Source organism: Pseudomonas sp. NFACC13-1 (assembly GCF_900104425.1).
GTDB lineage: Bacteria > Pseudomonadota > Gammaproteobacteria > Pseudomonadales > Pseudomonadaceae > Aquipseudomonas > Aquipseudomonas fluorescens_AA.
Genome location: NZ_FMXV01000006.1, coordinates 189,469 through 214,604, shown reverse-complemented (window position 1 = coordinate 214,604; position 25,136 = coordinate 189,469). Strand labels below are relative to the sequence as shown.

Below are 25,136 nucleotides of genomic sequence, written 5' to 3'. Positions count from 1 at the left end.
GCCGCATTTTGCGGCAGTTTGTTTATTGCCAGTTGGAATAAGAAAGGACTTCATGAAACGTCTGCTGCTAACTGCGGTTCTCACCGTATTGATGATCGCCGAAGTTCACGCCGAGTCCTTCACTATCTCTGATATTCGCGTCAATGGCCTCCAGCGGGTCTCCGCGGGTAGCGTCTTTGGTGCCTTGCCGTTGAATGTCGGCGAGCAGGCGGATGATCGGCGCCTGGTGGAATCCACGCGTGCGCTGTTCAAGACCGGCTTCTTTCAAGATATCCAGCTGGGCCGTGACGGCAATGTCCTGGTCATCACGGTAGTCGAGCGCCCATCGGTCGCCAGTATCGAGATCGAAGGCAACAAGGCGATCTCCACCGAAGACCTGATGAAGGGCCTCAAGCAGTCCGGCCTGGCCGAAGGCGAGATCTTCCAGCGCGCCACCCTCGAAGGCGTGCGTAACGAGCTGCAGCGCCAGTACGTTGCCCAGGGCCGCTACTCGGCCACCGTCGACACCGAAGTGGTGCCGCAGCCACGCAACCGCGTCGGCCTGAAGGTCAACATCAACGAAGGCACCGTGGCGGCCATCCAGCACATCAACGTGGTGGGCAACACGGTTTTCCCGGATGAAGACCTGATCGACCTGTTCGAACTCAAGACCACCAACTGGCTGTCGTTCTTCAAGAACGACGACAAGTACGCCCGTGAAAAACTCTCCGGTGACCTGGAGCGCCTGCGTTCCTACTACCTGGACCGTGGCTACATCAACATGGACATCGCTTCGACCCAGGTGTCCATCACCCCGGACAAGAAGCACGTCTACATCACCGTCAACGTCAACGAAGGCGAGAAGTACACCGTTCGTGACGTCAAGCTCAGCGGTGACCTGAAGGTTCCCGAGGACCAGGTCAAGTCGCTGCTGCTGGTACAGAAGGGCCAGGTGTTCTCGCGCAAGCTGATGACCACCACCTCCGAGCTGATCACCCGCCGCCTGGGTAACGAGGGCTACACCTTCGCCAACGTCAATGGCGTGCCGCAGCCACACGATGAAGACCACACCGTCGACATCACCTTCGCCGTGGACCCGGGCAAGCGTGCCTACGTCAACCGCATCAACTTCCGTGGCAACACCAAGTCCGAGGACGAAGTGCTGCGTCGTGAAATGCGCCAGATGGAAGGTGGCTGGGCGTCGACCTACCTGATCGACCAGTCCAAGACCCGCCTGGAGCGCCTGGGCTTCTTCAAGGAAGTGAACGTCGAGACGCCGGCCGTGCCAGGCGTCGATGACCAGGTCGATGTGAACTACAGCGTCGAAGAGCAGGCTTCCGGCTCGATCACCGCCAGCGTCGGTTTCGCCCAGAGCGCCGGCCTGATCCTCGGTGGTTCCATTACCCAGAACAACTTCCTGGGTACCGGTAACAAGGTCAGCATCGGCTTGACCCGCAGTGAATACCAGACCCGCTACAACTTCGGTTACGTGGACCCCTACTGGACCGCTGACGGCGTGAGCCTGGGCTACAACGCCTTCTATCGCACCACCGACTACGACGAGCTCGACTCCGATATCTCCAGCTATGCGGTGGACAGCTACGGTGTCGGCGCCAACATCGGCTATCCGATCAGCGAGACCTCGCGCCTGACCTTCGGCCTCACCGCCCAGCAGGACAAGATCAACACCGGTCGCTACACCGTCGACGAGATCTTCGACTTCGTTAACAAGGAAGGCGACAGCTACCTGAACTTCAAGGCGTCCGCCGGCTGGTCCGAATCGACCCTGAACAAGGGCGTGCTGGCAACCCGTGGTCATTCCCAGAGCCTGGTACTGGAAACGACTACGCCAGGCAGTGACCTGTCGTTCTTCAAACTCGACTACCGTGGCCAGTTGTTCCAGCCGCTGACCGACACCTACACCATGCGCCTGCACACCGAGCTGGGCTATGGTGACGGCTACGGCTCGACCGATGGCCTGCCGTTCTACGAGAACTACTACGCTGGTGGTTTCAACTCGGTGCGTGGCTTCAAGGACAGTACCCTGGGCCCGCGCAGTACGCCGAGCCGAGGCAACAATCCAGGTACCATTGCCGACCCGGATCAGGATCCGCTTCCGTTCGGTGGCAACGTCCTTATCCAGGGTGGTCTGGAAGTCCTCTTCCCGATGCCGTTCGTCAAGGATCAGCGTTCCCTGCGTACCTCGGTATTCTGGGACGTGGGTAACGTATTCGACTCCAAGTGCAGCGACACTACCAACGCCAACGGCACCAGGTCCGACACTCAGTGCAACGACATCAGCCTGAGCAACATGGCCAGTTCCGTCGGTGTGGGCGTGACCTGGGTCACCGCGCTGGGTCCGTTGAGCTTCGCATTGGCGATGCCGATCAAGAAACCGGATGACGCTGAAACCCAAGTGTTCCAATTCTCCCTCGGCCAGACGTTCTAAGCGTCTGACCCATGACAACGACAATGGATTTTGTAGGAGTGCATCGTGCGTAAGTTGACTCAATTGGTTCTCCTGGCGACCGTACTGGTCGCAGGTCCGGCTTTTGCCGACATGAAGATTGCCGTGCTGAATTATCAGATGGCCCTGCTGGAATCCGACGCGGCGAAGAAATACGCCGTGGATGCCGAGAAGAAATTCGGTCCGCAACTGACCAAGCTCAAGGGCCTGGAAAGCAGCGCCAAGGGCATCCAGGATCGTCTGGTCGCCGGTGGCGACAAGATGGCCCAGGGCGAGCGCGAGCGTCTGGAGCTTGAATTCAAGCAAAAGGCCCGTGACTTCCAGTTCCAGTCCAAGGAGCTGAACGAAGCGAAAGCCGTTGCCGACCGCGAAATGCTCAAGCAACTCAAGCCGAAACTCGATAGCGCGGTGGAAGAAGTCATCAAGAAAGGTGGTTTTGACCTGGTGTTCGAGCGTGGCGCAGTGATCGATGTCAAGCCTCAATACGACATCACGCGCCAAGTGATCGAGCGCATGAATCAGCTGAAGTAATCCATGACAGCGACTATCAAGCTCGGCCAGTTGGCCGAGTTCCTCGGCGCCACCCTGCGTGGCGACCCGGAGAAGACAATTACTGGGCTAGCCACTTTGCAAGAGGCTGGCCCAGCTCAGTTGAGCTTTCTGGCAAACCCTCAATACCGCAAGTACCTGGTCGACAGCCGGGCGGCCGCGCTGTTGCTCAAGGCCGCTGATGCCGATGGGTTTGCCGGCGATGCCCTGATCGTGCCCGATCCGTACCTGGCGTATGCCCGCATTTCCCATCTGTTCGATCCCAAGCCGACATCGGCCGCCGGTATTCATCCCAGTGCCGTGATCGCCGCGGATGCCGTGGTGGACCCTACCGCCAGCGTCGGCCCGTTCGTGGTCATCGAAAGCGCGGCCCGAATCGGTGCCGGCGTCACGCTGGGCGCCCATTGCTTCATTGGCGCACGCAGCGAGGTCGGCGAAGGCGGCTGGCTGGCGCCACGGGTCACCCTGTATCACGATGTGCGCATCGGCAAGCGGGTGGTGATCCAGTCCGGCGCCGTGCTGGGTGGTGAAGGGTTCGGTTTTGCCAACGAGAAAGGCATCTGGCAGAAGATCGCCCAGATCGGCGGTGTCACCATTGGCGATGACGTGGAGATCGGCGTCAACACCGCGATCGACCGCGGTGCCCTGGCCGACACGGTCATCGGCAATGGCGTCAAGCTCGACAACCAGATCCAGATCGCCCACAACGTCCAGGTCGGTGACCACACCGCCATGGCCGCCTGCGTGGGTATCTCCGGCAGCACCAAGATCGGCAAGCATTGCATGCTCGCCGGTGGCGTCGGCCTGGTGGGCCATATCGACATCTGTGACAACGTATTCCTGACCGGGATGACCATGGTGACCCACTCGATTACCGAGCCGGGTGCCTATTCTTCCGGCACAGCCATGCAACCGGCAGCCGAATGGCGCAAGAGCGCGGCCCGTATCCGCCAGCTCGACGACATCGCACGGCGCCTCAAGCAGGTGGAAAAGCGTGTAGGGGACGTGACCCCTGGCGGTAATGCTTCATCAGATGGCTGATACCATTTCCATATCAAGTGTGCACAGCCGTTAGGGCATCTTGATTTGCTAGCGGAGTGCGCGTCACTCGTGCGCTCCCAATCTTTACATAGGCTTCCCCCCGAAATGATGGACATCAACGAGATTCGCGAATACCTGCCTCACCGTTACCCGTTCCTGCTGGTGGATCGGGTGGTGGACCTGGACGTTGAAGGCAAGCGCATTCGCGCCTATAAGAATGTCAGCATCAACGAGCCGTTCTTCAATGGTCACTTCCCCGCGCATCCCATCATGCCGGGCGTATTGATCATCGAGGCGATGGCCCAGGCTGCCGGGATCCTTGGTTTCAAAATGCTTGACGTCAAGCCTGCCGACGGCACGCTCTATTACTTCGTCGGCTCCGACAAGCTGCGCTTCCGCCAGCCGGTCACCCCGGGTGATCAGTTGATCCTCGAAGCCAAGTTCATCAGTTGCAAGCGCCAGATCTGGAAATTCGAATGCCAGGCTTCGGTCGACGGCAAGCCAGTCTGCTCCGCTGAAATCATCTGTGCGGAACGCAAACTATGAGTTTGATTGACCCTCGCGCAATCATCGATCCGACGGCCGTCCTGGCCGCCGATGTCGAGGTCGGCCCGTGGTCGATTGTCGGCGCAGGTGTGGAAATCGGCGAGGGTACGGTGATCGGTCCCCACGTAATTCTCAAAGGGCCGACCCGGATCGGTCGGCACAATCGCATCTACCAGTTTTCTTCGGTAGGCGAGGACACGCCCGATCTCAAGTACAAAGGTGAAGAAACCCGTCTGGTCATTGGCGATCACAACGTGATCCGCGAAGGCGTGACGATTCACCGTGGCACCGTTCAGGATCGTTCCGAAACGACCCTGGGCGACCATAACCTGATCATGGCTTACGCACACATCGGCCATGACAGCGTGATTGGCAACCATTGCATCCTGGTCAACAACACCGCGTTGGCCGGCCATGTGCACGTGGACGATTGGGCGATCCTGTCGGGGTTCACCCTGGTGCACCAGTACTGCCATATCGGCGCCCACAGTTTCTCTGGCATGGGTACCGCCATCGGCAAGGACGTCCCGGCCTATGTCACGGTGTTCGGCAACCCGGCCGAAGCCCGCAGCATGAACTTCGAAGGCATGCGCCGTCGTGGTTTCAGCGAAGAGGCGATTACGGCCCTGCGTCGCGCCTACAAGGTGGTGTACCGCCAGGGCCTGACCGTCGAGCAGGCGCTCGCCGAACTGGCCGAGGCGTCGGTGCAACACCCGGAAGTCGCGATCTTCCGCGATTCCATCCAGTCTTCGACCCGCGGCATCACTCGCTGACCATGGCTAACGTGCGCGTTGCACTGGTGGCGGGAGAGGCTTCCGGTGACATTCTGGGCGCGGGTCTGATGCGAGCGCTCAAGGCGCAGCACCCCGCGGTGGAATTCATCGGGGTCGGTGGGCCATTGATGCAGGCCGAAGGCCTGATCTCCTATTTTCCGATGGAACGCCTGTCGGTGATGGGCCTGGTGGAGGTGCTCGGTCGCCTGCGCGAGCTGCTGGCCCGGCGCAAGATGCTGATCCAGACCCTGATCGAAGAAAAACCGGATGTGTTCATCGGCATCGATGCGCCGGATTTCACCCTCACTATCGAACTCAAATTGCGTCAGGCCGGGATCAAGACCGTGCACTACGTCAGCCCGTCGGTCTGGGCCTGGCGGCAGAAGCGGGTGCTGAAGATCCGCGAAGGCTGCGACCTGATGCTGACGCTGCTGCCGTTCGAGGCCAGGTTCTACGAAGAGAAGGGCGTGCCGGTGCGGTTTGTCGGGCACACCCTGGCCGATACCATTCCCCTGGAGGCCGACCGCGAGGCGGCTCGCCGGACGTTGGGCTTGCCCGACGGGCCGCTGGTGGCCTTGATGCCCGGTAGCCGGGGCGGCGAGGTGAGTCGCCTGGGGAGCTTGTTCTTCGACGCCGCCGAACGCCTTCGGGCGATGCGCCCTGGTGTGCGTTTTGTCCTACCGTGTGCCAGCCCGCAGCGTCGCGTCCAGCTGGAAGCCCTGCTGGTCGGTCGCGATTTGCCGGTGACGTTGCTCGACGGCCGTTCCCATGACGCGTTGGCGGCCTGTGATGCGGTGTTGATTGCTTCCGGCACTGCTACCCTTGAGGCATTGTTGTATAAACGCCCGATGGTGGTCGCCTATCGCCTGGCGCCGCTGACGTTCTGGATTCTCAAGCGCATGGTCAAGAGCCCCTACGTGTCCTTGCCGAACCTGCTGGCCCAACGCCTGTTGGTGCCGGAGCTGCTGCAGGACGATGCGACCGCCGAGGCGCTGGCCACCACGCTCTCGCCCTTGATCGACGGTGGCGAGGAACAGACGCGGGGCTTTGACGAAATTCACCGTACCCTGCGTCGCGATGCCTCCAACCAGGCGGCTGACGCGGTACTGACCCTGATTGGCGCGAAACCATGAGCAACGTAAAGCTACAGATGGGCCTGGACTTCAACCTGGTCGCCGAAGTGGAAGAACTGGTGGCCGGTGTCGATGAAGTGGGGCGCGGCCCATTGTGCGGCGCGGTGGTGACGGCGGCGGTGATTCTCGACCCGAACCGGCCGATCCTGGGGCTCGATGATTCGAAGAAGCTCACGCAAGCCCGTCGCGAAAAACTCTACGACGAAATCTGCGAGAAAGCCCTGAGCTGGTGCATCGCCCGGGCCGAAGTCGAAGAAATCGATGAACTCAATATCCTGCACGCCACCATGCTTGCCATGCAGCGTGCGGTACAGGGCCTGCACATCACGCCGAAGTTGGCGATGATCGATGGCAATCGCTGCCCGAAACTGTCGATGCGCGCCGAAGCGGTCATCCAGGGCGACGGCAAGGTACCGGCCATCGCGGCGGCCTCGATCCTGGCGAAGGTCAGCCGTGACCGGGAGATGAGCGCCTTCGAGTTGATCTACCCGGGCTACGGCATCGGCAGCCACAAGGGCTACCCGACCCCCGTTCATCTGGAGGCCCTGGCGCGCCTGGGGCCAACGCCGATCCACCGGCGCTCGTTCGCCCCGGTGCGGCTGGCTTATGAAGCCCGTGAAGGGTTGATCATAAACAATCAGTGCCCTGTTTCTTAAGACGAACGATGCTTTTGTGGCGAGGGGATTTATCCCCGCTGGACTGCGAAGCAGTCCCGAAGTCTATCAGGCGTAACGGGTTGTCAGGTTTAAGGGCCGCTTCGCGCCCCAGCGGGGATAAATCCCCTCGCCACAAAAGCCGTGTTCGCGTTTTCAAGACCGGACACTCATGGCTGATGTTTTACCCAAGGCCCGGTACAATCCGGGCCTTGTTGTTTTCATGACTTAACGCAGGATCACTATGCCGGCTTCATTCGTTCATCTACGCCTGCACACTGAATACTCCCTGGTCGACGGTCTGGTGCGGATCAAGCCCCTGGTCAAGACCCTGGTGGGCATGAACATGCCTGCCGTGGCGGTTACCGACCAGAACAACATGTGCTCGCTGGTCAAGTTCTACAAGGCCGCCATGGGCGCCGGGATCAAGCCGATCTGTGGCGCCGACCTGTGGTTGTCGAACAAGGACCCGGACGCGCCGCTGAGCCGTATCAGCCTGTTGGTGATGAACGGCGTGGGTTATCGCAACCTCACCGAGCTGATCTCCCGCGGCTTTATCGATGGCCAGCGCAATGGCTCGATCATCATCGAGCGCGAGTGGGTGGCCGAGGCCAGCGAAGGGCTGATCATGCTGTCGGCGGCCAAGGAAGGTGAAATCGGCCTGGCCCTGCTCAGTGGCAATCCCGACGAAGCCGAGACCCTGGCCCGTGACTGGATGGCGGTGTTCCCGGACCGCTTCTACATCGAGGTGCAACGCACCAACCGTCCCAATGACGAAGAGCACCTGCATGCCGCCGTGGCCCTGGCCGACAGGATCGGCGCGCCGCTGGTGGCGACCAACGACGTGCGGTTCATCAAGCAGGAAGATTTCGAAGCCCACGAAACGCGGGTCTGCATCGGTGAGGGCCGTGCACTCGACGACCCGCGTCGGTCGAAGAACTACAGCGACCAGCAATACCTCAAGAGCGCCGAGGAAATGGCCGAGTTGTTCAGCGACTTGCCCGAGGCGTTGGAAAACACCGTCGAGATCGCCAAGCGCTGCAACATCGAAGTGAAGCTGGGCAAGCACTTCCTGCCCAACTTCCCGATTCCCGATGGTATGACCATCGACGAATATTTCCGCAAAGTCTCCTTCGACGGCCTCGACGAACGCCTCCGCGTCCTGTTGCCCAAGGACACCACCGAAGATTACGAAGCCAAGCGCCAGGTCTATGTCGATCGGTTGAATTTCGAGCTGGATATCATCATCCAGATGGGTTTTCCCGGTTACTTCCTGATCGTGATGGACTTCATCCAGTGGGCCAAGAACAACGGCGTGCCGGTGGGCCCTGGCCGTGGATCGGGTGCCGGGTCGCTGGTGGCCTATGTGCAGAAGATCACCGACCTCGACCCGCTGGAATATGACCTGCTGTTCGAACGTTTCCTCAACCCGGAACGGGTATCCATGCCCGACTTCGACGTCGACTTCTGCATGGACGGCCGCGACCGGGTCATCGACTACGTGGCCGAGAAATACGGCCGCAACGCGGTAAGCCAGATCATCACCTTCGGTTCCATGGCCGCCAAGGCGGTGGTGCGTGACGTGGCGCGGGTGCAGGGCAAGTCCTACGGTCTGGCGGATCGCTTGTCGAAGATGATTCCGTTCGAAGTCGGCATGACCCTGGAGAAGGCCTATGAGCAGGAAGAAATCCTGCGGGACTTCATCAAGGTCGACGAAGAGGCCGCGGAAATCTGGGAGATGGCCCGCAAGCTCGAAGGCGTGGTGCGTAACGTCGGCAAGCACGCCGGGGGCGTGGTCATCGCGCCGACCAAGCTGACGGACTTCTCGCCGATCTATTGCGATGAAGAAGGCGACGGCCTGGTGACCCAGTTCGACAAGGACGACGTCGAGGCGGCGGGCCTGGTCAAGTTCGACTTCCTCGGCCTGCGGACCCTGACGATCATCGACTGGGCGCTGAAAACCATCAACCGCGACCGGGCCAAGGTCGGCGAAGAGCCGCTGGACATTGCCTTCATCCCGCTGGATGACAAGCCGACCTACAGCCTGTTGCAAAAAGCCGAAACCACGGCAGTGTTCCAGCTTGAATCCCGGGGCATGAAGGAGCTGATCAAGAAGCTCAAGCCCGACTGCCTGGAAGACCTGATCGCACTGGTGGCCCTGTTCCGTCCGGGGCCCCTGCAATCGGGCATGGTGGATGACTTCATCAACCGTAAGCACGGTCGCGCCGAGCTGGCGTACCCGCACCCGGATTATCAGTACGACGGCCTCAAGCCGGTGCTGGCCCCGACCTACGGCATCATCCTGTACCAGGAACAGGTGATGCAGATTGCCCAGGTGATGGCCGGCTACACCCTCGGCGGCGCGGACATGCTGCGTCGAGCCATGGGTAAGAAAAAACCCGAGGAAATGGCCAAGCAGCGCGGCGGTTTCATCGAAGGTTGCGCGAACAACGGCATCGATGCGGACCTGGCGGGCAACATCTTCGACCTGGTGGAAAAATTCGCCGGCTACGGCTTCAACAAATCCCACTCCGCCGCCTATGGCCTGGTGTCGTACCAGACGGCATGGTTGAAGGCGCATTACCCGGCGCCATTCATGGCCGCGGTACTGTCGGCGGATATGCACAACACCGACAAGGTCGTGACCTTGATCGAAGAAGTGCGGACCATGAAGCTGCGCCTCGACGCACCGGACGTGAACGCTTCGGAGTTCAAGTTCACGGTGAACGACGAAGGCCGCATCATCTATGGCCTCGGTGCGATCAAGGGCGTGGGCGAGGGGCCGGTGGAAGCCATCACCGAAGCGCGCCAGGACGGGCCGTTCAAGGACCTGTTCGATTTCTGCGCGCGGGTCGATCTCAAGCGCATCAACAAGCGCACCCTCGACGGTTTGATCCGCAGTGGCGCGTTGGACCGGCTCGGGCCTTACTTCCAGGATGAGCCCAAGGCCTACCAGGCCAACATCGACCGCAACCGCGCGGTGTTGCTGGCGGCGATGGAGGAGGCGATCAAGGCCGCCGAACAGACCGCCCGTACCCACGACAGTGGCCACGCCGACCTGTTTGGCGGGCTGTTCGTCGAGGAGGACGCCGATGTCTACGGCAATCATCGCAAGGCCAAGGAACTGACCCTCAAGGAACGTCTCAAGGGTGAAAAAGACACCCTGGGCCTGTACCTCACCGGTCACCCGATCGACGAATACGAAGGCGAGATCCGCCGCTTCGCCCGCCAGCGCATCATTGACCTTAAGCCGGCGCGCGACACCCAGACGGTCGCCGGCATGATCATCGCCCTGCGGGTGATGAAGAACAAAAAGGGCGACAAGATGGGTTTCATCACCCTCGACGACCGCTCCGGGCGCATCGAGGCGTCACTTTTCGCCGATGCGTTCCATTCTGCGCAGTCGCTGTTGCAGACCGACGCGATGGTGGTGGTGGAAGGCGAAGTCAGCAACGATGATTTCTCTGGTGGCCTGCGGTTGCGGGTCAAGCGGGTGATGAGCATGGAAGATGCCCGTACCAACCTGGCCGAGAGCCTGCGCCTGAAGTTGCAGACCCAGGACCTCAAGGGCGATCAGCTACGCTGGTTGGGCGAATTGTTCAAGCGCCATCGCGGTGCCTGTCCGATCACCATGGAGTACGTACGCCCCGATGCCAAGGCCGTGCTGCAGTTCGGCGAAGGCTGGCGGATCGATCCGGCGGATGCGTTGATTCAAGCCTTGCGTGACCAGTTCGGCAAAGACAACGTCTTCCTCCAATACCGTTGACGGCCAGGGGCCACTGTTGAAACCGGAATGCCCCTGATCTCGACCCGAATTTTTAATCTCGACCTGAACGCGCCTCTCCCTTAAGGTAGGCGCGAATAGACAACCGGCCGGCCCAAGCTCTCTTGGACGTCGACCCAAGACGGACGCCTATGAACCCGAATTTTCTTGATTTCGAACAGCCGATCGCCGACCTGCAAGCCAAGATCGAAGAGTTGCGCTTGGTCGGTAATGACAATTCGCTGAATATCGGCGATGAAATCTCTCGTCTGCAGGACAAAAGCCGCACGCTGACCGAAGACATCTTCGGCAAGCTGACCAGCTGGCAGATCGCCCGCCTGGCACGTCACCCGCGTCGTCCCTACACCCTGGACTACATCGAGCACATCTTTACCGAGTTCGATGAGCTGCATGGCGACCGTCACTTCTCCGACGACGCCGCGATCGTCGGCGGTGTCGCCCGCCTGGAAGACCAGCCGGTGATGGTGATCGGTCACCAGAAAGGCCGCGAAGTCCGCGAGAAGGTGCGCCGCAATTTCGGCATGCCGCGTCCGGAAGGCTACCGCAAGGCGTGCCGCCTGATGGAAATGGCCGAGCGCTTCAAGATGCCGATCCTGACCTTCATCGACACCCCGGGCGCCTACCCGGGCATCGACGCCGAAGAGCGCAACCAGAGCGAAGCGATTGCCTGGAACCTGCGCGTCATGGCACGCCTGAAAACCCCGATCATCGCCACCGTGATTGGCGAGGGTGGTTCCGGCGGTGCGTTGGCCATCGGTGTCTGCGACCAGTTGAACATGCTGCAATATTCCACTTACGCAGTGATCTCGCCGGAAGGCTGCGCCTCGATCCTGTGGAAAACGGCCGAGAAGGCGCCGGATGCCGCCGAGGCCATGGGCATTACCGCCGAGCGTCTCAAAGGCCTGGGCATCGTCGACAAAGTGATCAACGAGCCCGTGGGCGGCGCCCACCGCGACCCGGCTGCGGCGGCGGCACTGATCCGCGCCGAGCTGAGTTCCCAACTGTCGATGCTCAAGAAATTCGACAACGACGCGCTGCTGGCCCGTCGCTACGAGCGGTTGATGAGCTACGGTCTCTGATCCAAGCGCTGTACCCTTCTTGTGGGAGCGAGCCTGCTCGCGATATCGGTTTAACATTCAACACGTGAGTTGACTGATACACCGATATCGCGAGCAGGCTCGCTCCCACAGTTGTTTGTGCCAAGGCTGACTCCTATGAACTCCAGCGCGGACCTGCCAACCCGGCTCCTCACACAGCTATCCCCCTGGCGCAACGCCGCCACCTGGCGCATCGCCTTCTCCGGCGGCCTCGACTCCACCGTCCTGCTGCACCTGCTCGCCACCCTTTCACGACACCACGCCCTGCCCGCGCTGAGTGCTATCCATGTGCATCACGGCCTTCAGGCAGTGGCCGAGGCGTGGCCGGATCATTGCCGTTCGGTCTGTGGAGCCCTTGGTGTGCCTCTGGAGGTGGTGAATGTGCAAGTGCGCCCTGGCGCCAGTATCGAGCGTGCCGCCCGGGAGGCACGTTATGGCGCGTTCGTGGCGGCCCTCCAGGGCAATGAAGTGCTGCTCACCGCCCAGCATCGTGATGACCAGGCCGAAACCTTGTTGTTTCGCCTGCTGCGGGGGGCAGGGGTGAGGGGCCTGGCGGCGATGCCACGGCAGCGGCCTTTGGGGCTGGGGCATCTGCTGCGGCCCTTGCTCGAGGTGCCCCGTGTCGAGCTGCAAGCCTATGCGACGCAACAGGGCTTGAGCTGGATCGACGACCCGTCCAACGATGATCACCGGTACGCGCGCAACTACCTGCGCCAGCGGGTTTTTCCAGTGCTGGCCGAGCACTGGCCGCAAGCCTCGGCGACCTTGGCCCGAAGTGCTGCGCACATGGGCGAAGCCCAAGGCTTGCTGGACGACTTGGCGCGGATCGACTTGGCCCAGGCCGCGACGTCAGATGCGTTCGACTGGCTTGGGCTGCAATCGCTGGTGCTGGCGCCATTGCGGGCGTTGTCGCCGGCCCGTCAGCGCAACGCATTGAGCCACTGGCTGGCGCCACTGACCCTGCTGCCCGACAGCGATCACTGGGCCGGCTGGGACTCGTTGCGCGATGCCGCGGACGATGCCCGGCCAATCTGGCGTCTGGCCGGCGGCGAGCTGCACCGGGCCGCCGGGCGGGTCTGGTGGTTATCCGACCACTGGCTATGTTCGCTGCCAGGCCCCGTCGACTGGGCGGATCCGGCGCTGCCGCTGCCCTTGCCAGGCAACGGTCGGGTGGCGCTTATCGGCCAGCCGCCTGCGGGGCCGCTTAGCGTGCGCTATCGTCAAGGCGGCGAGGTGCTGGCGCTAGCGGGTCGTGGTCATCGTGATCTCAAGCGTTTGCTCAATGAAAAGGGTGTGCCGGCGTTTGTTCGCGGCCGATTGCCGCTGCTTTATCAAGGCGAGCGATTGCTGGCGGTGGCCAACCTGGCCGGGCTCGATGCACAAGCTGATGGCAGTTGGCGATTGATCTGGACGCCAGGAAACCAAGATCTGGGTTTGAGCTGAAAGGGGCTTTCCGGTAGACTACGCTCCCTTCTTGATACAACTTCTGTGGATTCGCCTGAATTGCAGGAGTTGCCGATTACCAAGCAGTCTTTGCTGGGCGATTCCAAAAAATGTGTAGCGAGCAACGTACCGGTGATTTCACTTCCGGTCTGTCCCAACGCGGCGGTTTTTTTGAAAGGTGCACTGTGATTAATGCAGGTGATCGGGGGCTTCGGCCTTCCTTCGCTTTCCCCGGCGGCTCGGACCGCTTTAACGCAGACTTCTAGGGTTTTTCATGACGCGCTACATATTCGTCACGGGCGGTGTTGTTTCTTCATTGGGGAAAGGCATTGCCTCGGCTTCATTGGCGGCCATCCTGGAGGCGCGGGGACTTAAGGTCACCATGCTCAAGCTGGACCCGTACATCAACGTCGACCCGGGCACCATGAGCCCGTTCCAGCACGGTGAAGTGTTCGTCACCCACGACGGCGCCGAGACCGACCTGGACCTGGGCCACTACGAGCGGTTCATCCGCACGACCATGACCCAGAACAACAACTTCACCACCGGCCGTGTCTACGAACACGTGCTGCGCAAGGAGCGTCGTGGTGACTACCTGGGCGCGACCATCCAGGTCATCCCGCACATCACCGACGAAATCAAGCGCCGCATCATCAAGGGTGCCGGCGACGCCGACGTGGCGATGGTCGAAATCGGCGGGACCGTGGGCGATATCGAGTCCCAGCCGTTCCTCGAAGCCATCCGCCAGTTGCGTTTCGAAATCGGCGCCAAGCGCGCGATGCTGATGCACCTGACCCTGGTCCCGTACATCGCCACCGCCGGCGAAACCAAGACCAAGCCGACCCAGCACTCGGTCAAGGAACTGCGCTCCATCGGCCTGCAGCCGGACGTGCTGATCTGCCGCTCCGACCACCCGATCGACATCTCGTCGCGTCGCAAGATCGCCCAGTTCACCAACGTTGAAGAGCGCGCGGTCATCGGTCTGGAAGACGCCGATACCATCTACAAGATCCCGGGCATCCTGCACTCCCAGGGCCTGGACGATTTCGTCGTCGAGCGTTTCGGCCTGCAATGCGCCAGCGCCGACCTCTCCGAATGGGACGCCGTGGTCGATGCCAAGCTCAACCCGGAGCACGAAGTCACCATCGCCATGGTCGGCAAGTACATGGAACTGCTGGACGCCTACAAGTCGTTGATCGAGGCGATGAGTCACGCCGGTATCAGCAACCGCACCAAGGTCAACCTGCGCTACATCGATTCCGAAGACATCGAGAACCAGGGCACCGGCCTGCTCGAAGGCGCCGATGCGATCCTCGTGCCGGGTGGCTTCGGCCTGCGGGGCGTGGAAGGCAAGATCACCGCGGTGCAATACGCTCGCGAAAACAAGGTGCCTTACCTGGGCATCTGCCTGGGCATGCAAGTGGCGGTCATCGAGTTCGCCCGTAACGTGCTGGGCTGGAAGGACGCCAACTCCACCGAGTTCGATCGCGCCAGCGGCCATCCGGTCGTGGGCCTGATCACCGAGTGGGAAGATGCCACCGGCGCCGTGGAAGTGCGCACCGAAAGTTCGGACCTGGGCGGCACCATGCGTCTGGGCGCCCAGGAATGCCTGCTCGAAGCCGGCTCCAAGGTGCACGATTGCTACGCCAAGGATGTGATCGTCGAGCGTCACCGTCATCGCTACGAAGTGAACAACAACCTGCTGCCGCAACTGATCGAGGCCGGCCTGAAAATCTCCGGTCGTTCCGGTGACGGCGCGCTGGTGGAAGTGGTCGAGTCCCCGGACCATCCATGGTTCGTCGCCTGCCAGTTCCACCCCGAGTTCACCTCCACGCCTCGGGACGGTCATCCGTTGTTCAGCGGTTTCGTGAAGGCCGCGTTGGCTCAACACCAGAAAAAGGCATAAGACGATGGCCCAGAAGATCATCCGCGTCGGCGACATCGAGATTGCCAACGACAAGCCCATGGTGCTGTTCGGCGGCATGAACGTGCTGGAAAGCCGCGACATGGCGATGCAGGTCTGCGAGGAGTACGTGAAGGTGACCCAGAAACTGGGTATCCCTTACGTGTTCAAGGCCAGCTTCGACAAGGCCAACCGTTCGTCCGTGACGTCCTACCGTGGCCCGGGCCTGGAAGAGGGCATGCGGATTTTCCAGGACATCAAGCAAGCCTTTGGCGTGCCGATCATCACCGACGTCCACGAGCCTGCCCAGGCCGCGGTCGTCGCCGAGGTCTGCGACATCATCCAGTTGCCGGCTTTCCTGTCGCGCCAGACCGACCTGGTGGTGGCGATGGCCAAAACCGGTGCGGTGATCAACATCAAGAAAGCCCAGTTCCTCGCGCCCCAGGAAATGAAGCACATCCTGAGCAAGTGCGAAGAGGCCGGCAATGACCAGTTGATCCTCTGCGAGCGTGGCTCGAGCTTCGGCTACAACAACCTGGTGGTGGACATGCTCGGCTTCGGCATCATGAAGCAGTTCGAGTACCCGGTGTTCTTCGACGTGACCCACGCCTTGCAGATGCCCGGTGGTCGCTCCGATTCCGCCGGCGGTCGTCGCGCCCAGGTCACCGACCTGGCCAAGGCGGGCATGAGCCAGTCCCTGGCCGGCCTGTTCCTCGAGGCCCACCCCGATCCGGACAACGCCAAGTGCGACGGCCCTTGTGCCTTGCGCTTGAACAAGCTGGAACCTTTCCTGTCTCAGCTCAAGGCATTGGACGAGCTGGTCAAGGGTTTTCCGACGATAGAAACCGCGTAACGCGGTTTTCTCCGGTAAAGTACCGCTCGATTATCGCTCTGGCCCGCTGGCCGCACTGCTCTTGTGGGAGCATGGCTTGCGATGGTGTCCTTCAGGGCTCATCGTCGGCAAGCCTTGCTCCTTGTGGCGAGGGAGCTTGCTCCCGCTGGAGCGCGAAGCGCTCCCCATCCAGGCTCTAGGCTGCATCGCAGCTGAGCGTGAGCAAGTTTTCTGCAACGTTCTAGTCAACTTTGGAGTGTTTACAACAATGGCAAAAATCGTCGACATCAAAGGTCGTGAAGTTCTCGACTCCCGTGGCAACCCCACTGTTGAAGCGGACGTGCTTCTCGACAACGGTATCATCGGCAGCGCCTGCGCGCCGTCCGGTGCTTCCACTGGCTCGCGCGAAGCGCTGGAGCTGCGTGATGGCGACAAGAGCCGTTACCTGGGCAAGGGCGTGCTCAAAGCCGTCGCCAACATCAACGGTCCGATCCGCGACCTGTTGCTGGGCAAGGACCCTGCCGACCAGAAAGCCCTCGATCACGCGATGATCAAGCTCGACGGTACCGAGAACAAAGCCTCCCTGGGCGCCAACGCTATCCTCGCCGTGTCCCTGGCCGCTGCCAAGGCCGCTGCCCAGGACCAGGACCTGCCGCTGTATGCGCACATCGCCAACCTCAACGGTACCCCGGGTGTCTACTCGATGCCGGTGCCGATGATGAACATCATCAACGGCGGCGAGCATGCCGATAACAACGTCGACATCCAGGAGTTCATGGTGCAGCCGGTTGGCGCCAAGACCTTCTCCGAAGGCCTGCGCATGGGCACCGAGATTTTCCATCACCTCAAGGCCGTGCTGAAGGCCCGTGGCCTGAGCACTGCCGTTGGCGACGAAGGCGGTTTCGCACCGAACCTGGCGTCCAACGAAGACGCGCTGAAAGTGATCTCCGAAGCCGTGGCCAACGCAGGCTACAAGCTGGGTACCGACGTGACCCTGGCCCTGGACTGCGCCGCCAGTGAGTTCTTCGAAGACGGCAAGTACAACCTGTCCGGCGAAGGCCAGGTGTTCACCGCCGAAGGTTTCGCCGACTACCTCAAGGGCCTGACCGAACGTTATCCGATCATCTCCATTGAAGACGGCCTGGACGAGTCCGACTGGGCTGGCTGGAAAATCCTCACCGACAAGATCGGCGAGAAGACCCAGCTGGTGGGTGACGACCTGTTCGTGACCAACACCAAGATCCTGAAAGAAGGCATCGACAAGAAGATCGCCAACTCGATCCTGATCAAGTTCAACCAGATCGGCACCCTGACCGAAACCCTGGAAGCCATCCAGATGGCCAAGGCCGCCGGCTATACCGCCGTGATCTCCCACCGCTCCGGTGAAACCGAAGACTCGACCATTGCCGACCTGGCCGTGGGCACTGCGGCGGGCCAGATCAAGACCGGTTCGCTGTGCCGTTCCGACCGCGTTTCCAAGTACAACCAATTGCTGCGTATCGAAGAGCAATTGAATGGCAAGGCCAAGTACAACGGTCGTGCCGAGTTTCGCGGTTAAGCGGTAAATGGTAAAAAGACAGCGGCTTAGGTCGGAAAAGTCGCCATGGCGGCGCTTTTCCCTCTAATCTGATGCCTTATCAAGCACAAGCCTGGTTTTTCCAGGCTTCGTGCTATCAGACGCTTCAAAGTTTGGCATGGCGGTCTTTTTTCACTGGATACCTGATATTCGATGCGCAGTCCCAATTGGTTGTTTCTTGTCTTGCTCCTGTTGCTGGCCGGCCTGCAGTACCGCCTGTGGGTGGGCAATGGCAGCTTGGCGCAAGTGGCCGACCTGACTCAGCAAATTGCCGACCAACACGCCGAAAACGAGGCGTTGCTGGAGCGTAATCGGGTGATGGACGCCGAAGTGACAGAGTTGAAAAAAGGCATGGAGACCGTTGAAGAGCGGGCTCGACATGAACTGGGCATGGTCAAGGAGGGCGAAACCCTCTACCAGTTGGCCCAATGAGTATGCGTTTGCCGGCCTTCTGGGCCGTGATTCCTGCCGCTGGCGTTGGCGCCCGGATGGCCGCCGACCGTCCCAAGCAATACCTGCAACTGGGCGGACGCACCATTCTCGAACACAGCCTCGGCTGTTTCCTCGACCATCCCGCCGTCAAGGGTGTGGTGGTCAGCCTTGCACACGATGATCCTTACTGGCCGACCCTGGCCTGCGCCAGCGACACACGCATCCAGCGTGTCGACGGTGGCGAGCAACGTTCCGATTCAGTGCTCAATGCCTTGCTGCATCTGCACGGGCAGGGCGCCGACGATCACGATTGGGTGTTGGTCCACGATGCCGCACGGCCCAACCTGAGCCGGGACGACCTGGACACGCTGCTCAGCGAGTTGGCGAACGACCCGGTCGGCGGCCTGCTGGCCGTTCCGGCGCGCGACACCCTCAAGCGCGTCGACAAGCATGGCCGCGTGCTGGAAACCGTTGATCGCAGCGTGATCTGGCAAGCCTACACGCCGCAGATGTTCCGCCTCGGTGCCTTGCACCGAGCCCTGGCCGACAGCCTGGTGGCGGATGCATTGATTACCGACGAAGCGTCCGCCCTGGAGTGGGCGGGGCAGGCGCCTAGGTTGATCGAGGGGCGAGCGGATAACATCAAGATTACCCGGCCGGAAGACCTGGAGTGGTTGCGCCAGCGTTGGGCGAATCGGCATTGAGCGGGATCTGTTCCCTCGTTAGATCTTCAGCATCTGGGCTGGCGCCATCGCGAGCAAGCTCGCTCCCACAATGGGGACCGGTGCCCATCATTCGACGATAAGACCCTGTGGGAGCGAGCTTGCTCGCGATAGCAATCGTTCAGGCAACATAAAATTCACTGTCACCCCCGATACTCCGGCCGCTGCGCCAACCCCTCCTTCAAATACTCCACCAACTTGCGCACCTTCGGTGACAGATGCCGCTGCTGTGGATACAACGCCCACACCGCCGTATTCGGCGGCTGATGGGCTTCCAGCAGCGAGATCAACGCACCACTGTGCAGATGCTCCAGCACGTAATAATCCGGCAACTGACACAACCCCACCCCTTGCAGCGCCGCATCGAGCACCGCTTGCCCACTGTTGCAACGCCAGTTTCCCTGCACCCGTTGGGAAAATTCCCGCCCGTTCTGCTCCAGTTGCCAGATGTCGGAGCTGCCGATCAGGCAATTGTGGCGGCTCAGTTCCGACACGCTGTGGGGCCGGCCGTAGCGTTCCAGGTAAGAGGGTGAGGCGCACACGTACATGCGCCGGGGGGCCAGGCGCGTGGCGACGAGACGGGAGTCCTGCAAGCGACCCAGGCGAATCGCCAGGTCCAGGCTCTCGTGCACCAGGTCCAGCGGGCGATTGCTCAGCTCGATGTCGACCCGCAACTGCGGGTAGAGCCCCATGAACCGCGTCACCAGTGGCACGATAAACCGTTCGCCATAGGCCACGGCGCAGGTCATGCGGAGCATGCCCTTGGGTTCGCTGGTCAGGTCGCCGACGGCTCGCAGTGCTTCTTCGCGTCCATCCTGCAGACGCTGGCAATGCTGCAAAAAAGTTTGTCCGGCTTCGGTCAGGGTCACCCGGCGGGTGCTGCGGTAGAGCAAGCGTGTCTGTAGACGCTCTTCGAGCCGTACGATTTGTCGACTGATATGGGAGGACGAAACCCCGAGACGCTCGGCGGCGGCGGTGAATTGGCTGCATTCGGCCACGGCCACAAATTCGTCGATGCCTTCCCAGCGGTTATCGGACATGAAGGATTATCCCTGTGCAGCAATAATGTTTTGCTTTTGGCTGGATTATTCATTGTCCGGCGGAGGATTACACTCCCGGTCTTGTATTTATTTGCTGGAGTACCCGAATGATCAAGTCGCGCGCTGCCGTTGCCTTCGAGGCCAAGAAACCCCTGGAAATCGTTGAAGTCGACGTCGCCATGCCCAAGGCGGGCGAGGTGCTGTTGCGCGTGGTGGCTTCCGGTGTCTGCCACACCGACGCCTACACCTTGTCGGGCGCCGACCCGGAAGGGATCTTCCCGTCGATCCTGGGCCATGAAGGCGGTGCCATTGTCGAAGCCATCGGCGAGGGCGTGACCTCGGTGGCGGTGGGTGACCATGTGATCCCGCTGTACACACCGGAGTGCGGCCAGTGCAAATTCTGTAAGTCGGGCAAGACCAACCTCTGCCAGGCGATTCGCGCCACCCAGGGCAAAGGCCTGATGCCGGATGGCACTTCGCGTTTTTCCTACAAAGGCGAGACGATTTTCCACTACATGGGCACGTCGACGTTCTCCGAGTACACCGTGCTGCCGGAAATCTCCGTCGCGAAGATCCCAAAAGAAGCGCCGCTGGAAAAAGTCTGCCTGCTGGGTTGTGGCGTCACCACGGGCATCGGCGCGGTGCTCAACACCGCCAAGGTCAAGCCGGGTGACACCGTGGCGATCTTCGGCCTGGGCGGCATCGGCCTGTCGGCCGTGATCGGCGCCGTGAAGGCCAAGGCCGCGCGGATCATCGCCATCGACATCAACCCGGCCAAGTTCGAAATCGCCAAGCAACTGGGCGCCACCGATTGCGTCAACCCGAAAGATTTCGACCGTCCGATCCAGGAAGTCATCGTCGACATGACCGATGGCGGCGTGGACTTCTCCTTCGAATGCATCGGTAATGTGCAGTTGATGCGCGCTGCGCTGGAATGCTGCCACAAGGGCTGGGGTGAGTCGGTGATCATCGGCGTGGCCGGGGCCGGGCAGGAAATCGCTACCCGTCCATTCCAGTTGGTGACCGGGCGCGTGTGGCGCGGTTCGGCCTTTGGCGGCGTACGCGGGCGCAGCGAATTGCCAAGCTACGTGGAAATGGCCGAGAAGGGCGAGATCCCGCTGGATACCTTCATTACCCACACCATGGGCCTGGAAGATATCAACAAGGCGTTCGACCTGATGCATGAAGGCAAGAGCATCCGCACCGTTATCCATTTCTGAGGTCGGTCATGAGTCTGGAAAACATTTCCTGCCAGAAAAGCTTCGGCGGCTGGCACAAGCGCTACCGGCACCGTTCCGAGGTGCTGGGTTGTGACATGGTGTTTGCCGTGTACCTGCCACCGCAAGCCGAGCAGGGCGGCAAGTTGCCGGTGCTGTATTGGTTGTCCGGGCTGACCTGCACCGACGAGAACTTCATGCAAAAGGCCGGCGCCCAGCGCATGGCCGCCGAGCTGGGCCTGATCATCGTCGCGCCGGACACCAGCCCTCGTGGTGCCGACGTGCCGGGCGATCCGGACAATGCCTGGGACTTCGGCCTGGGGGCGGGCTTTTATCTGAACGCCACGCAGGATCCGTGGGCGCGGCACTATCGGATGCATGACTACGTGGTGCAGGAATTGCCAGCGCTGGTCGAAGCGCATTTCCCGGCTTCGGACAAACGCGGCATCAGTGGCCACTCCATGGGCGGTCACGGTGCGCTGGTCTGCGCCTTGCGCAACCCGGGGCGTTACCGTTCGGTGTCGGCCTTTTCGCCGATCAACAATCCAATGGATTGCCCATGGGGCCAGAAGGCGTTCTCCCGTTACTTGGGAGAAGACCGCTCGAAGTGGCGGGAATGGGATGCCTGTGCATTGATTGCCGAGGCGCAGGAGAAGCTGCCATTGCTGGTGGACCAGGGCGATCGCGATGATTTCCTGGCCAACCAGCTCAAGCCCGAAGCCTTGCAACAGGCGGCCAAGTCCGCCGGCCATCCGTTGGAGTTGCGCCTGCAACCGGGCTACGACCACAGCTACTTCTTCATCGCCAGCTTCATTGACGACCACTTGCAGCATCATGCGCGCGCTCTAAACGCCTAATGCAGGTAGAATCACGCCCTGACAAAAATCGGGGCGTTTTTTTATGCGTATTGGCCACGGCTACGATGTTCACCGTTTCGCTGAAGGCGACTTCATTACTCTGGGCGGCGTGCGGATCGCACACGGCTTCGGGCTGCTCGCGCATTCTGACGGTGATGTCCTGCTGCATGCCTTGAGCGATGCCTTGCTCGGCGCCGCGGCGCTGGGTGACATCGGCAAGCACTTCCCCGACACCGACCCGCAATTCAAGGGCGCCGACAGCCGCGTGCTGCTGCGTCATGTGGTCGCGCTGATCCATGCCAAGGGCTGGAAAGTCGGCAATGTCGACAACACCATTGTCGCCCAGGCGCCCAAGATGGCGCCGCACATCGAGTCGATGCGTCGCCTGATCGCCGAGGATCTTCAAGTTGAGCTGGACCAAGTGAACGTCAAGGCCACCACCACCGAAAAGCTTGGCTTCGTCGGCCGTGAAGAAGGCATCGCCGTCCATTCCGTTGCCTTGTTGCTGCGCCCATGACCGAACTGGAACTGTTGGGACCGCGTGCCTACGGCCCATCGCTGGGCAGTGCGGTCCTCAAGGCCACCGCTGAGGATTTCCAGGTCGACGAAGTGCTCGATATCCCATTGACGGACGATGGCGAGCATTTGTGGATCTGGGTGGAAAAGCGCGGCCTGAACACTGAAGAGGCCGCCCGGCGCATCGCCAAGGCCGCCGGCGTGCCGTTGCGCACCGTCAGCTACGCCGGGCTCAAGGACCGCCAGGCCCTGACCCGCCAGTGGTTCAGCGTCCAACTGCCGGGCAAGGCCGATCCCGACCTGTCGGCGGCGCAGAACGACACGCTGAAGATCCTCAAGACCGGCCGGCATCGACGCAAGCTGCAACGCGGTGCGCACTCGGCCAATGGCTTCACCCTGCGCCTGACCCAGTTCAAGGGGGACGTGGCCGCCATCGAGGCGCGGCTGCAACAGATCATGCGCCAGGGCATCCCCAATTATTTCGGCGCCCAACGGTTTGGCCATGACGGCGGCAATGTCGTCGATGCCCGTGCCTGGGCCGCGCGCAAGGCTTTGCCGGAACAGCGCAACGTGCGCTCGCGATTGTTGTCCACCGCCCGCAGTTTCCTGTTCAACCGGGTGTTGGCGGCGCGGGTCGCCGATGGCACCTGGCAACAGGCACAGGTCGGCGACTTGCTGGCCTTCACCGACAGCCGCAGTTTTTTCCCCGCCGGTGAGGCTGAGTGCAGCGATCCGCGCCTGGCCATACTCGACCTGCATCCGACCGGGCCGCAATGGGGCGAGGGACCATCGCCTGCCGCCGGCGCGACCTTTGAGTTGGAACAGGCCATCGCCGAGGGCGAGGCCGATCTGCGGGACTGGTTGATAAACGCGGGAATGAGTCACGAACGTCGCATCCTGCGACTGCCCATTGGCGGGCTGTCGTGGCATTATCCCCAGCCTGACATTCTGCAACTGGAATTCGTCCTGCCGGCCGGATGTTTCGCCACTGTCTTGGTGCGCGAACTCGTCGATCTGGTGCCGGTGGGGCAGACGGACAGCCCATGCGTATTCTGATTTCTAACGACGACGGGGTGACAGCACCCGGTCTTGCCGCGCTTTATGCTGCGCTGGCGGATTTTGCCGAGTGCGTGGTCATCGCTCCGGACCAGGACAAAAGCGGCGCCAGCAGCTCGCTGACGCTCGACCGTCCGTTGCACCCCTGCTATCTGGATAATGGTTTCATCAGCCTCAACGGGACCCCGACCGATTGCGTGCACCTGGGTATCAACGGGTTGCTGGAACGAGCACCGGACATGGTGGTGTCGGGCATCAACCTGGGCGCCAACCTGGGGGATGACGTGCTTTATTCCGGGACAGTCGCCGCTGCCCTGGAAGGTCGCTTCCTGGGAAACACGTCGTTCGCCTTTTCCTTTGTTTCACGCCAGGTCGACAATTTGCCGACCGCCGCCTACTTCGCCCGTAAATTGGTCGAAGCCCATGGTGCGCTGGACCTGCCGCCACGTACGGTGCTGAACGTGAATATCCCGAATCTGCCGCTCGATCATATCCGTGGCATCCAGCTCACGCGCCTGGGCCACCGCGCCCGCGCTGCCAGGCCCATGCACGTGGTCGACCCACGCGGCAAGGCCGGCTACTGGATCGCCGCCGCCGGGGATGCCGAGGACGGCGGGCCGGGCACCGACTTCCATGCAGTGATGCAAGGTTATGTCTCGATCACGCCGTTGCAGTTGGACCGCACCTTCAATGACGCCTTTCGAAGTCTCGATGGCTGGCTGGAGGGGCTGCGCTGATGGCTCGTGAGCAAGACGATATGATGCGCCGCGGGATTGGCATGACCTCCCAGCGGACCCGTGAACGATTGATCCAGCGCCTCTACGAAGAGGGGCTGTCCAACGCCCAGGTATTGGAAGTGATTCGCCGCACGCCGCGGCACCTGTTCGTCGATGAAGCCCTGGCCCATCGCGCCTATGAAGACACGGCGTTGCCCATCGGCCACAACCAGACCATTTCCCAGCCTTACATGGTGGCCCGCATGAGCGAGTTGCTGCTCGAGGCCGGGCCGCTGGATAAGGTGCTGGAGATCGGCACCGGTTCGGGTTACCAGACGGCGGTGTTGTCGCAACTGGTCGAGCGGGTGTTTTCCGTCGAGCGGATCAAGGTGCTGCAGGATCGCGCCAAGGAACGCCTGGTGGAGCTGAACCTGCGCAACGTGGTGTTTCGTTGGGGCGATGGCTGGGAAGGGTGGCCGGCCTTGGCGCCCTACAACGGCATCATCGTGACCGCCGTGGCCACCGACGTGCCCCAGGCCCTGCTGGATCAGCTCGCCCCTGGTGGGCGGCTGGTCATTCCCGTGGGCGCCGGTGAAGTCCAGCAATTGATGCTGATCGTGCGCGAAGAACACGGTTTTTCGCGACACGTCCTGGGAGCGGTGCGGTTCGTGCCGTTGCTCAATGGACCGTTGGCCTGAGCATTTATAAACAGGCGCTGAATTCCGTGGCCACGCCTGTGTCTTACAGCGGCACCGATTCGCTGAACAGAGCCCAATGGCGTCGAGCAAACGTGTGCGGCGGCGC

At 61.5% G+C, this 25,136-nt stretch carries 22 protein-coding genes; 21 read left to right on the top strand and 1 reads right to left on the bottom strand.

All coding sequences use genetic code 11. From position 1 onward, the window contains the following. The first annotated feature begins 52 nt into the window (after positions 1–52). From bamA to ispD, 15 genes are all read left to right on the top strand, one after another. The gene (gene bamA / locus BLQ55_RS10840; RefSeq protein WP_092202197.1) at positions 53–2,428 is read left to right on the top strand and encodes an outer membrane protein assembly factor BamA; all 2,376 of its coding nucleotides are present in this window, start codon (positions 53–55) and stop codon (positions 2,426–2,428) included. 45 nt (positions 2,429–2,473) lie between these two features. Beyond that, a complete protein-coding gene (locus tag BLQ55_RS10835) occupies positions 2,474–2,977 on the top strand; it encodes an OmpH/Skp family outer membrane protein (protein ID WP_003184901.1) in 504 nt (167 codons plus the stop codon). Between the two features lie 3 nt (positions 2,978–2,980). Continuing rightward, positions 2,981–4,036 (top strand): UDP-3-O-(3-hydroxymyristoyl)glucosamine N-acyltransferase, encoded by a 1,056-nt coding sequence (gene lpxD, locus BLQ55_RS10830; protein WP_092202195.1) that lies wholly within the window; start codon positions 2,981–2,983, stop codon positions 4,034–4,036. 105 nt (positions 4,037–4,141) lie between these two features. Then, positions 4,142–4,582 (top strand): 3-hydroxyacyl-ACP dehydratase FabZ, encoded by a 441-nt coding sequence (gene fabZ, locus BLQ55_RS10825; RefSeq protein ID WP_003184897.1) that lies wholly within the window; start codon positions 4,142–4,144, stop codon positions 4,580–4,582. Beyond that, complete coding sequence (gene lpxA / locus BLQ55_RS10820) at positions 4,579–5,355, top strand: acyl-ACP--UDP-N-acetylglucosamine O-acyltransferase (protein WP_092253784.1); 777 nt, start codon at positions 4,579–4,581, stop codon at positions 5,353–5,355. Before fabZ ends, lpxA begins: the two co-directional genes overlap by 4 nt. Positions 5,356–5,357: 2 nt before the next feature. Further along, entirely contained in the window at positions 5,358–6,488 is a 1,131-nt protein-coding gene (gene lpxB / locus BLQ55_RS10815) for a lipid-A-disaccharide synthase (protein ID WP_092253782.1), read from the top strand. Beyond that, on the top strand, positions 6,485–7,144 hold the full coding sequence (gene rnhB / locus BLQ55_RS10810) for a ribonuclease HII (protein ID WP_092253780.1): 660 nt from the start codon (positions 6,485–6,487) through the stop codon (positions 7,142–7,144). Before lpxB ends, rnhB begins: the two co-directional genes overlap by 4 nt. A 241-nt stretch (positions 7,145–7,385) precedes the next feature. Further along, positions 7,386–10,907: a DNA polymerase III subunit alpha gene (gene dnaE / locus BLQ55_RS10805; protein ID WP_092202187.1), complete on the top strand. Its 3,522-nt coding sequence runs from the start codon at positions 7,386–7,388 to the stop codon at positions 10,905–10,907. Positions 10,908–11,056: 149 nt separating this feature from the next. Then, positions 11,057–12,004: an acetyl-CoA carboxylase carboxyltransferase subunit alpha gene (locus BLQ55_RS10800; RefSeq protein WP_047701999.1), complete on the top strand. Its 948-nt coding sequence runs from the start codon at positions 11,057–11,059 to the stop codon at positions 12,002–12,004. 135 nt (positions 12,005–12,139) lie between these two features. Then, a complete protein-coding gene (gene tilS, locus BLQ55_RS10795) occupies positions 12,140–13,465 on the top strand; it encodes a tRNA lysidine(34) synthetase TilS (protein WP_092253778.1) in 1,326 nt (441 codons plus the stop codon). A 274-nt stretch (positions 13,466–13,739) separates the two neighbouring features. Next, entirely contained in the window at positions 13,740–15,371 is a 1,632-nt protein-coding gene (locus BLQ55_RS10790) for a CTP synthase (protein WP_058542194.1), read from the top strand. 4 nt (positions 15,372–15,375) lie between these two features. Next, a complete protein-coding gene (gene kdsA / locus BLQ55_RS10785) occupies positions 15,376–16,221 on the top strand; it encodes a 3-deoxy-8-phosphooctulonate synthase (protein WP_053152762.1) in 846 nt (281 codons plus the stop codon). Between the two features lie 247 nt (positions 16,222–16,468). Then, positions 16,469–17,758 (top strand): phosphopyruvate hydratase, encoded by a 1,290-nt coding sequence (eno, locus tag BLQ55_RS10780; protein ID WP_063322753.1) that lies wholly within the window; start codon positions 16,469–16,471, stop codon positions 17,756–17,758. Between the two features lie 171 nt (positions 17,759–17,929). Next, on the top strand, positions 17,930–18,208 hold the full coding sequence (ftsB, locus tag BLQ55_RS10775; RefSeq protein ID WP_003184873.1) for a cell division protein FtsB: 279 nt from the start codon (positions 17,930–17,932) through the stop codon (positions 18,206–18,208). After that, positions 18,205–18,912 carry a 2-C-methyl-D-erythritol 4-phosphate cytidylyltransferase gene (gene ispD / locus BLQ55_RS10770; protein WP_092253776.1) on the top strand — a complete coding sequence of 236 codons (708 nt, stop codon included), beginning with the start codon at positions 18,205–18,207 and terminating at the stop codon, positions 18,910–18,912. The genes ftsB and ispD overlap by 4 nt, the downstream gene beginning before the upstream one ends. Positions 18,913–19,073: 161 nt before the next feature. Here ispD and BLQ55_RS10765 read toward each other — a convergent pair whose 3' ends face one another. After that, positions 19,074–19,970 carry a LysR substrate-binding domain-containing protein gene (locus BLQ55_RS10765; protein WP_092202181.1) on the bottom strand — a complete coding sequence of 299 codons (897 nt, stop codon included), beginning with the start codon at positions 19,968–19,970 and terminating at the stop codon, positions 19,074–19,076. A gap of 107 nt (positions 19,971–20,077) precedes the next feature. On the opposite strand from BLQ55_RS10765, the gene BLQ55_RS10760 reads away from it, so the two are divergent. The 6 genes from BLQ55_RS10760 to BLQ55_RS10735 are packed head-to-tail and all read left to right on the top strand — an operon-like array spanning position 20,078 to position 25,030. Next, complete coding sequence (locus BLQ55_RS10760; protein ID WP_060738985.1) at positions 20,078–21,190, top strand: S-(hydroxymethyl)glutathione dehydrogenase/class III alcohol dehydrogenase; 1,113 nt, start codon at positions 20,078–20,080, stop codon at positions 21,188–21,190. Between the two features lie 8 nt (positions 21,191–21,198). After that, positions 21,199–22,044, top strand: coding sequence for an S-formylglutathione hydrolase (gene fghA, locus BLQ55_RS10755; protein ID WP_092202179.1), 846 nt, complete (start codon positions 21,199–21,201; stop codon positions 22,042–22,044). Between the two features lie 43 nt (positions 22,045–22,087). Next, positions 22,088–22,561, top strand: a complete 474-nt coding sequence (gene ispF, locus BLQ55_RS10750; protein WP_072408310.1) for a 2-C-methyl-D-erythritol 2,4-cyclodiphosphate synthase — start codon at positions 22,088–22,090, stop codon at positions 22,559–22,561. Continuing rightward, the gene (gene truD, locus BLQ55_RS10745) at positions 22,558–23,616 is read left to right on the top strand and encodes a tRNA pseudouridine(13) synthase TruD (RefSeq protein WP_092253774.1); all 1,059 of its coding nucleotides are present in this window, start codon (positions 22,558–22,560) and stop codon (positions 23,614–23,616) included. The genes ispF and truD overlap by 4 nt, the downstream gene beginning before the upstream one ends. After that, positions 23,604–24,353, top strand: coding sequence for a 5'/3'-nucleotidase SurE (surE, locus tag BLQ55_RS10740; protein WP_092165870.1), 750 nt, complete (start codon positions 23,604–23,606; stop codon positions 24,351–24,353). The genes truD and surE overlap by 13 nt, the downstream gene beginning before the upstream one ends. A gap of 41 nt (positions 24,354–24,394) precedes the next feature. After that, complete coding sequence (locus BLQ55_RS10735) at positions 24,395–25,030, top strand: protein-L-isoaspartate(D-aspartate) O-methyltransferase (protein WP_161796107.1); 636 nt, start codon at positions 24,395–24,397, stop codon at positions 25,028–25,030. Positions 25,031–25,136 lie beyond the last annotated feature (106 nt).

Bases quoted from the DNA above. Each gene is read 5' to 3' on its own strand.
- bamA (WP_092202197.1), top strand. From the start codon at position 53: ATGAAACGTCTGCTGCTAACTGCGGTTCTCACCGTATTGATGATCGCC.
- lpxD (WP_092202195.1), top strand. From the start codon at position 2,981: ATGACAGCGACTATCAAGCTCGGCCAGTTGGCCGAGTTCCTCGGCGCC.
- fabZ (WP_003184897.1), top strand. From the start codon at position 4,142: ATGATGGACATCAACGAGATTCGCGAATACCTGCCTCACCGTTACCCG.
- lpxA (WP_092253784.1), top strand. From the start codon at position 4,579: ATGAGTTTGATTGACCCTCGCGCAATCATCGATCCGACGGCCGTCCTG.
- lpxB (WP_092253782.1), top strand. From the start codon at position 5,358: ATGGCTAACGTGCGCGTTGCACTGGTGGCGGGAGAGGCTTCCGGTGAC.
- rnhB (WP_092253780.1), top strand. From the start codon at position 6,485: ATGAGCAACGTAAAGCTACAGATGGGCCTGGACTTCAACCTGGTCGCC.
- dnaE (WP_092202187.1), top strand. From the start codon at position 7,386: ATGCCGGCTTCATTCGTTCATCTACGCCTGCACACTGAATACTCCCTG.
- BLQ55_RS10800 (WP_047701999.1), top strand. From the start codon at position 11,057: ATGAACCCGAATTTTCTTGATTTCGAACAGCCGATCGCCGACCTGCAA.
- tilS (WP_092253778.1), top strand. From the start codon at position 12,140: ATGAACTCCAGCGCGGACCTGCCAACCCGGCTCCTCACACAGCTATCC.
- BLQ55_RS10790 (WP_058542194.1), top strand. From the start codon at position 13,740: ATGACGCGCTACATATTCGTCACGGGCGGTGTTGTTTCTTCATTGGGG.
- kdsA (WP_053152762.1), top strand. From the start codon at position 15,376: ATGGCCCAGAAGATCATCCGCGTCGGCGACATCGAGATTGCCAACGAC.
- eno (WP_063322753.1), top strand. From the start codon at position 16,469: ATGGCAAAAATCGTCGACATCAAAGGTCGTGAAGTTCTCGACTCCCGT.
- ftsB (WP_003184873.1), top strand. From the start codon at position 17,930: ATGCGCAGTCCCAATTGGTTGTTTCTTGTCTTGCTCCTGTTGCTGGCC.
- ispD (WP_092253776.1), top strand. From the start codon at position 18,205: ATGAGTATGCGTTTGCCGGCCTTCTGGGCCGTGATTCCTGCCGCTGGC.
- BLQ55_RS10765 (WP_092202181.1), bottom strand. From the start codon at position 19,970: ATGTCCGATAACCGCTGGGAAGGCATCGACGAATTTGTGGCCGTGGCC.
- BLQ55_RS10760 (WP_060738985.1), top strand. From the start codon at position 20,078: ATGATCAAGTCGCGCGCTGCCGTTGCCTTCGAGGCCAAGAAACCCCTG.
- fghA (WP_092202179.1), top strand. From the start codon at position 21,199: ATGAGTCTGGAAAACATTTCCTGCCAGAAAAGCTTCGGCGGCTGGCAC.
- ispF (WP_072408310.1), top strand. From the start codon at position 22,088: ATGCGTATTGGCCACGGCTACGATGTTCACCGTTTCGCTGAAGGCGAC.
- truD (WP_092253774.1), top strand. From the start codon at position 22,558: ATGACCGAACTGGAACTGTTGGGACCGCGTGCCTACGGCCCATCGCTG.
- surE (WP_092165870.1), top strand. From the start codon at position 23,604: ATGCGTATTCTGATTTCTAACGACGACGGGGTGACAGCACCCGGTCTT.
- BLQ55_RS10735 (WP_161796107.1), top strand. From the start codon at position 24,395: ATGACCTCCCAGCGGACCCGTGAACGATTGATCCAGCGCCTCTACGAA.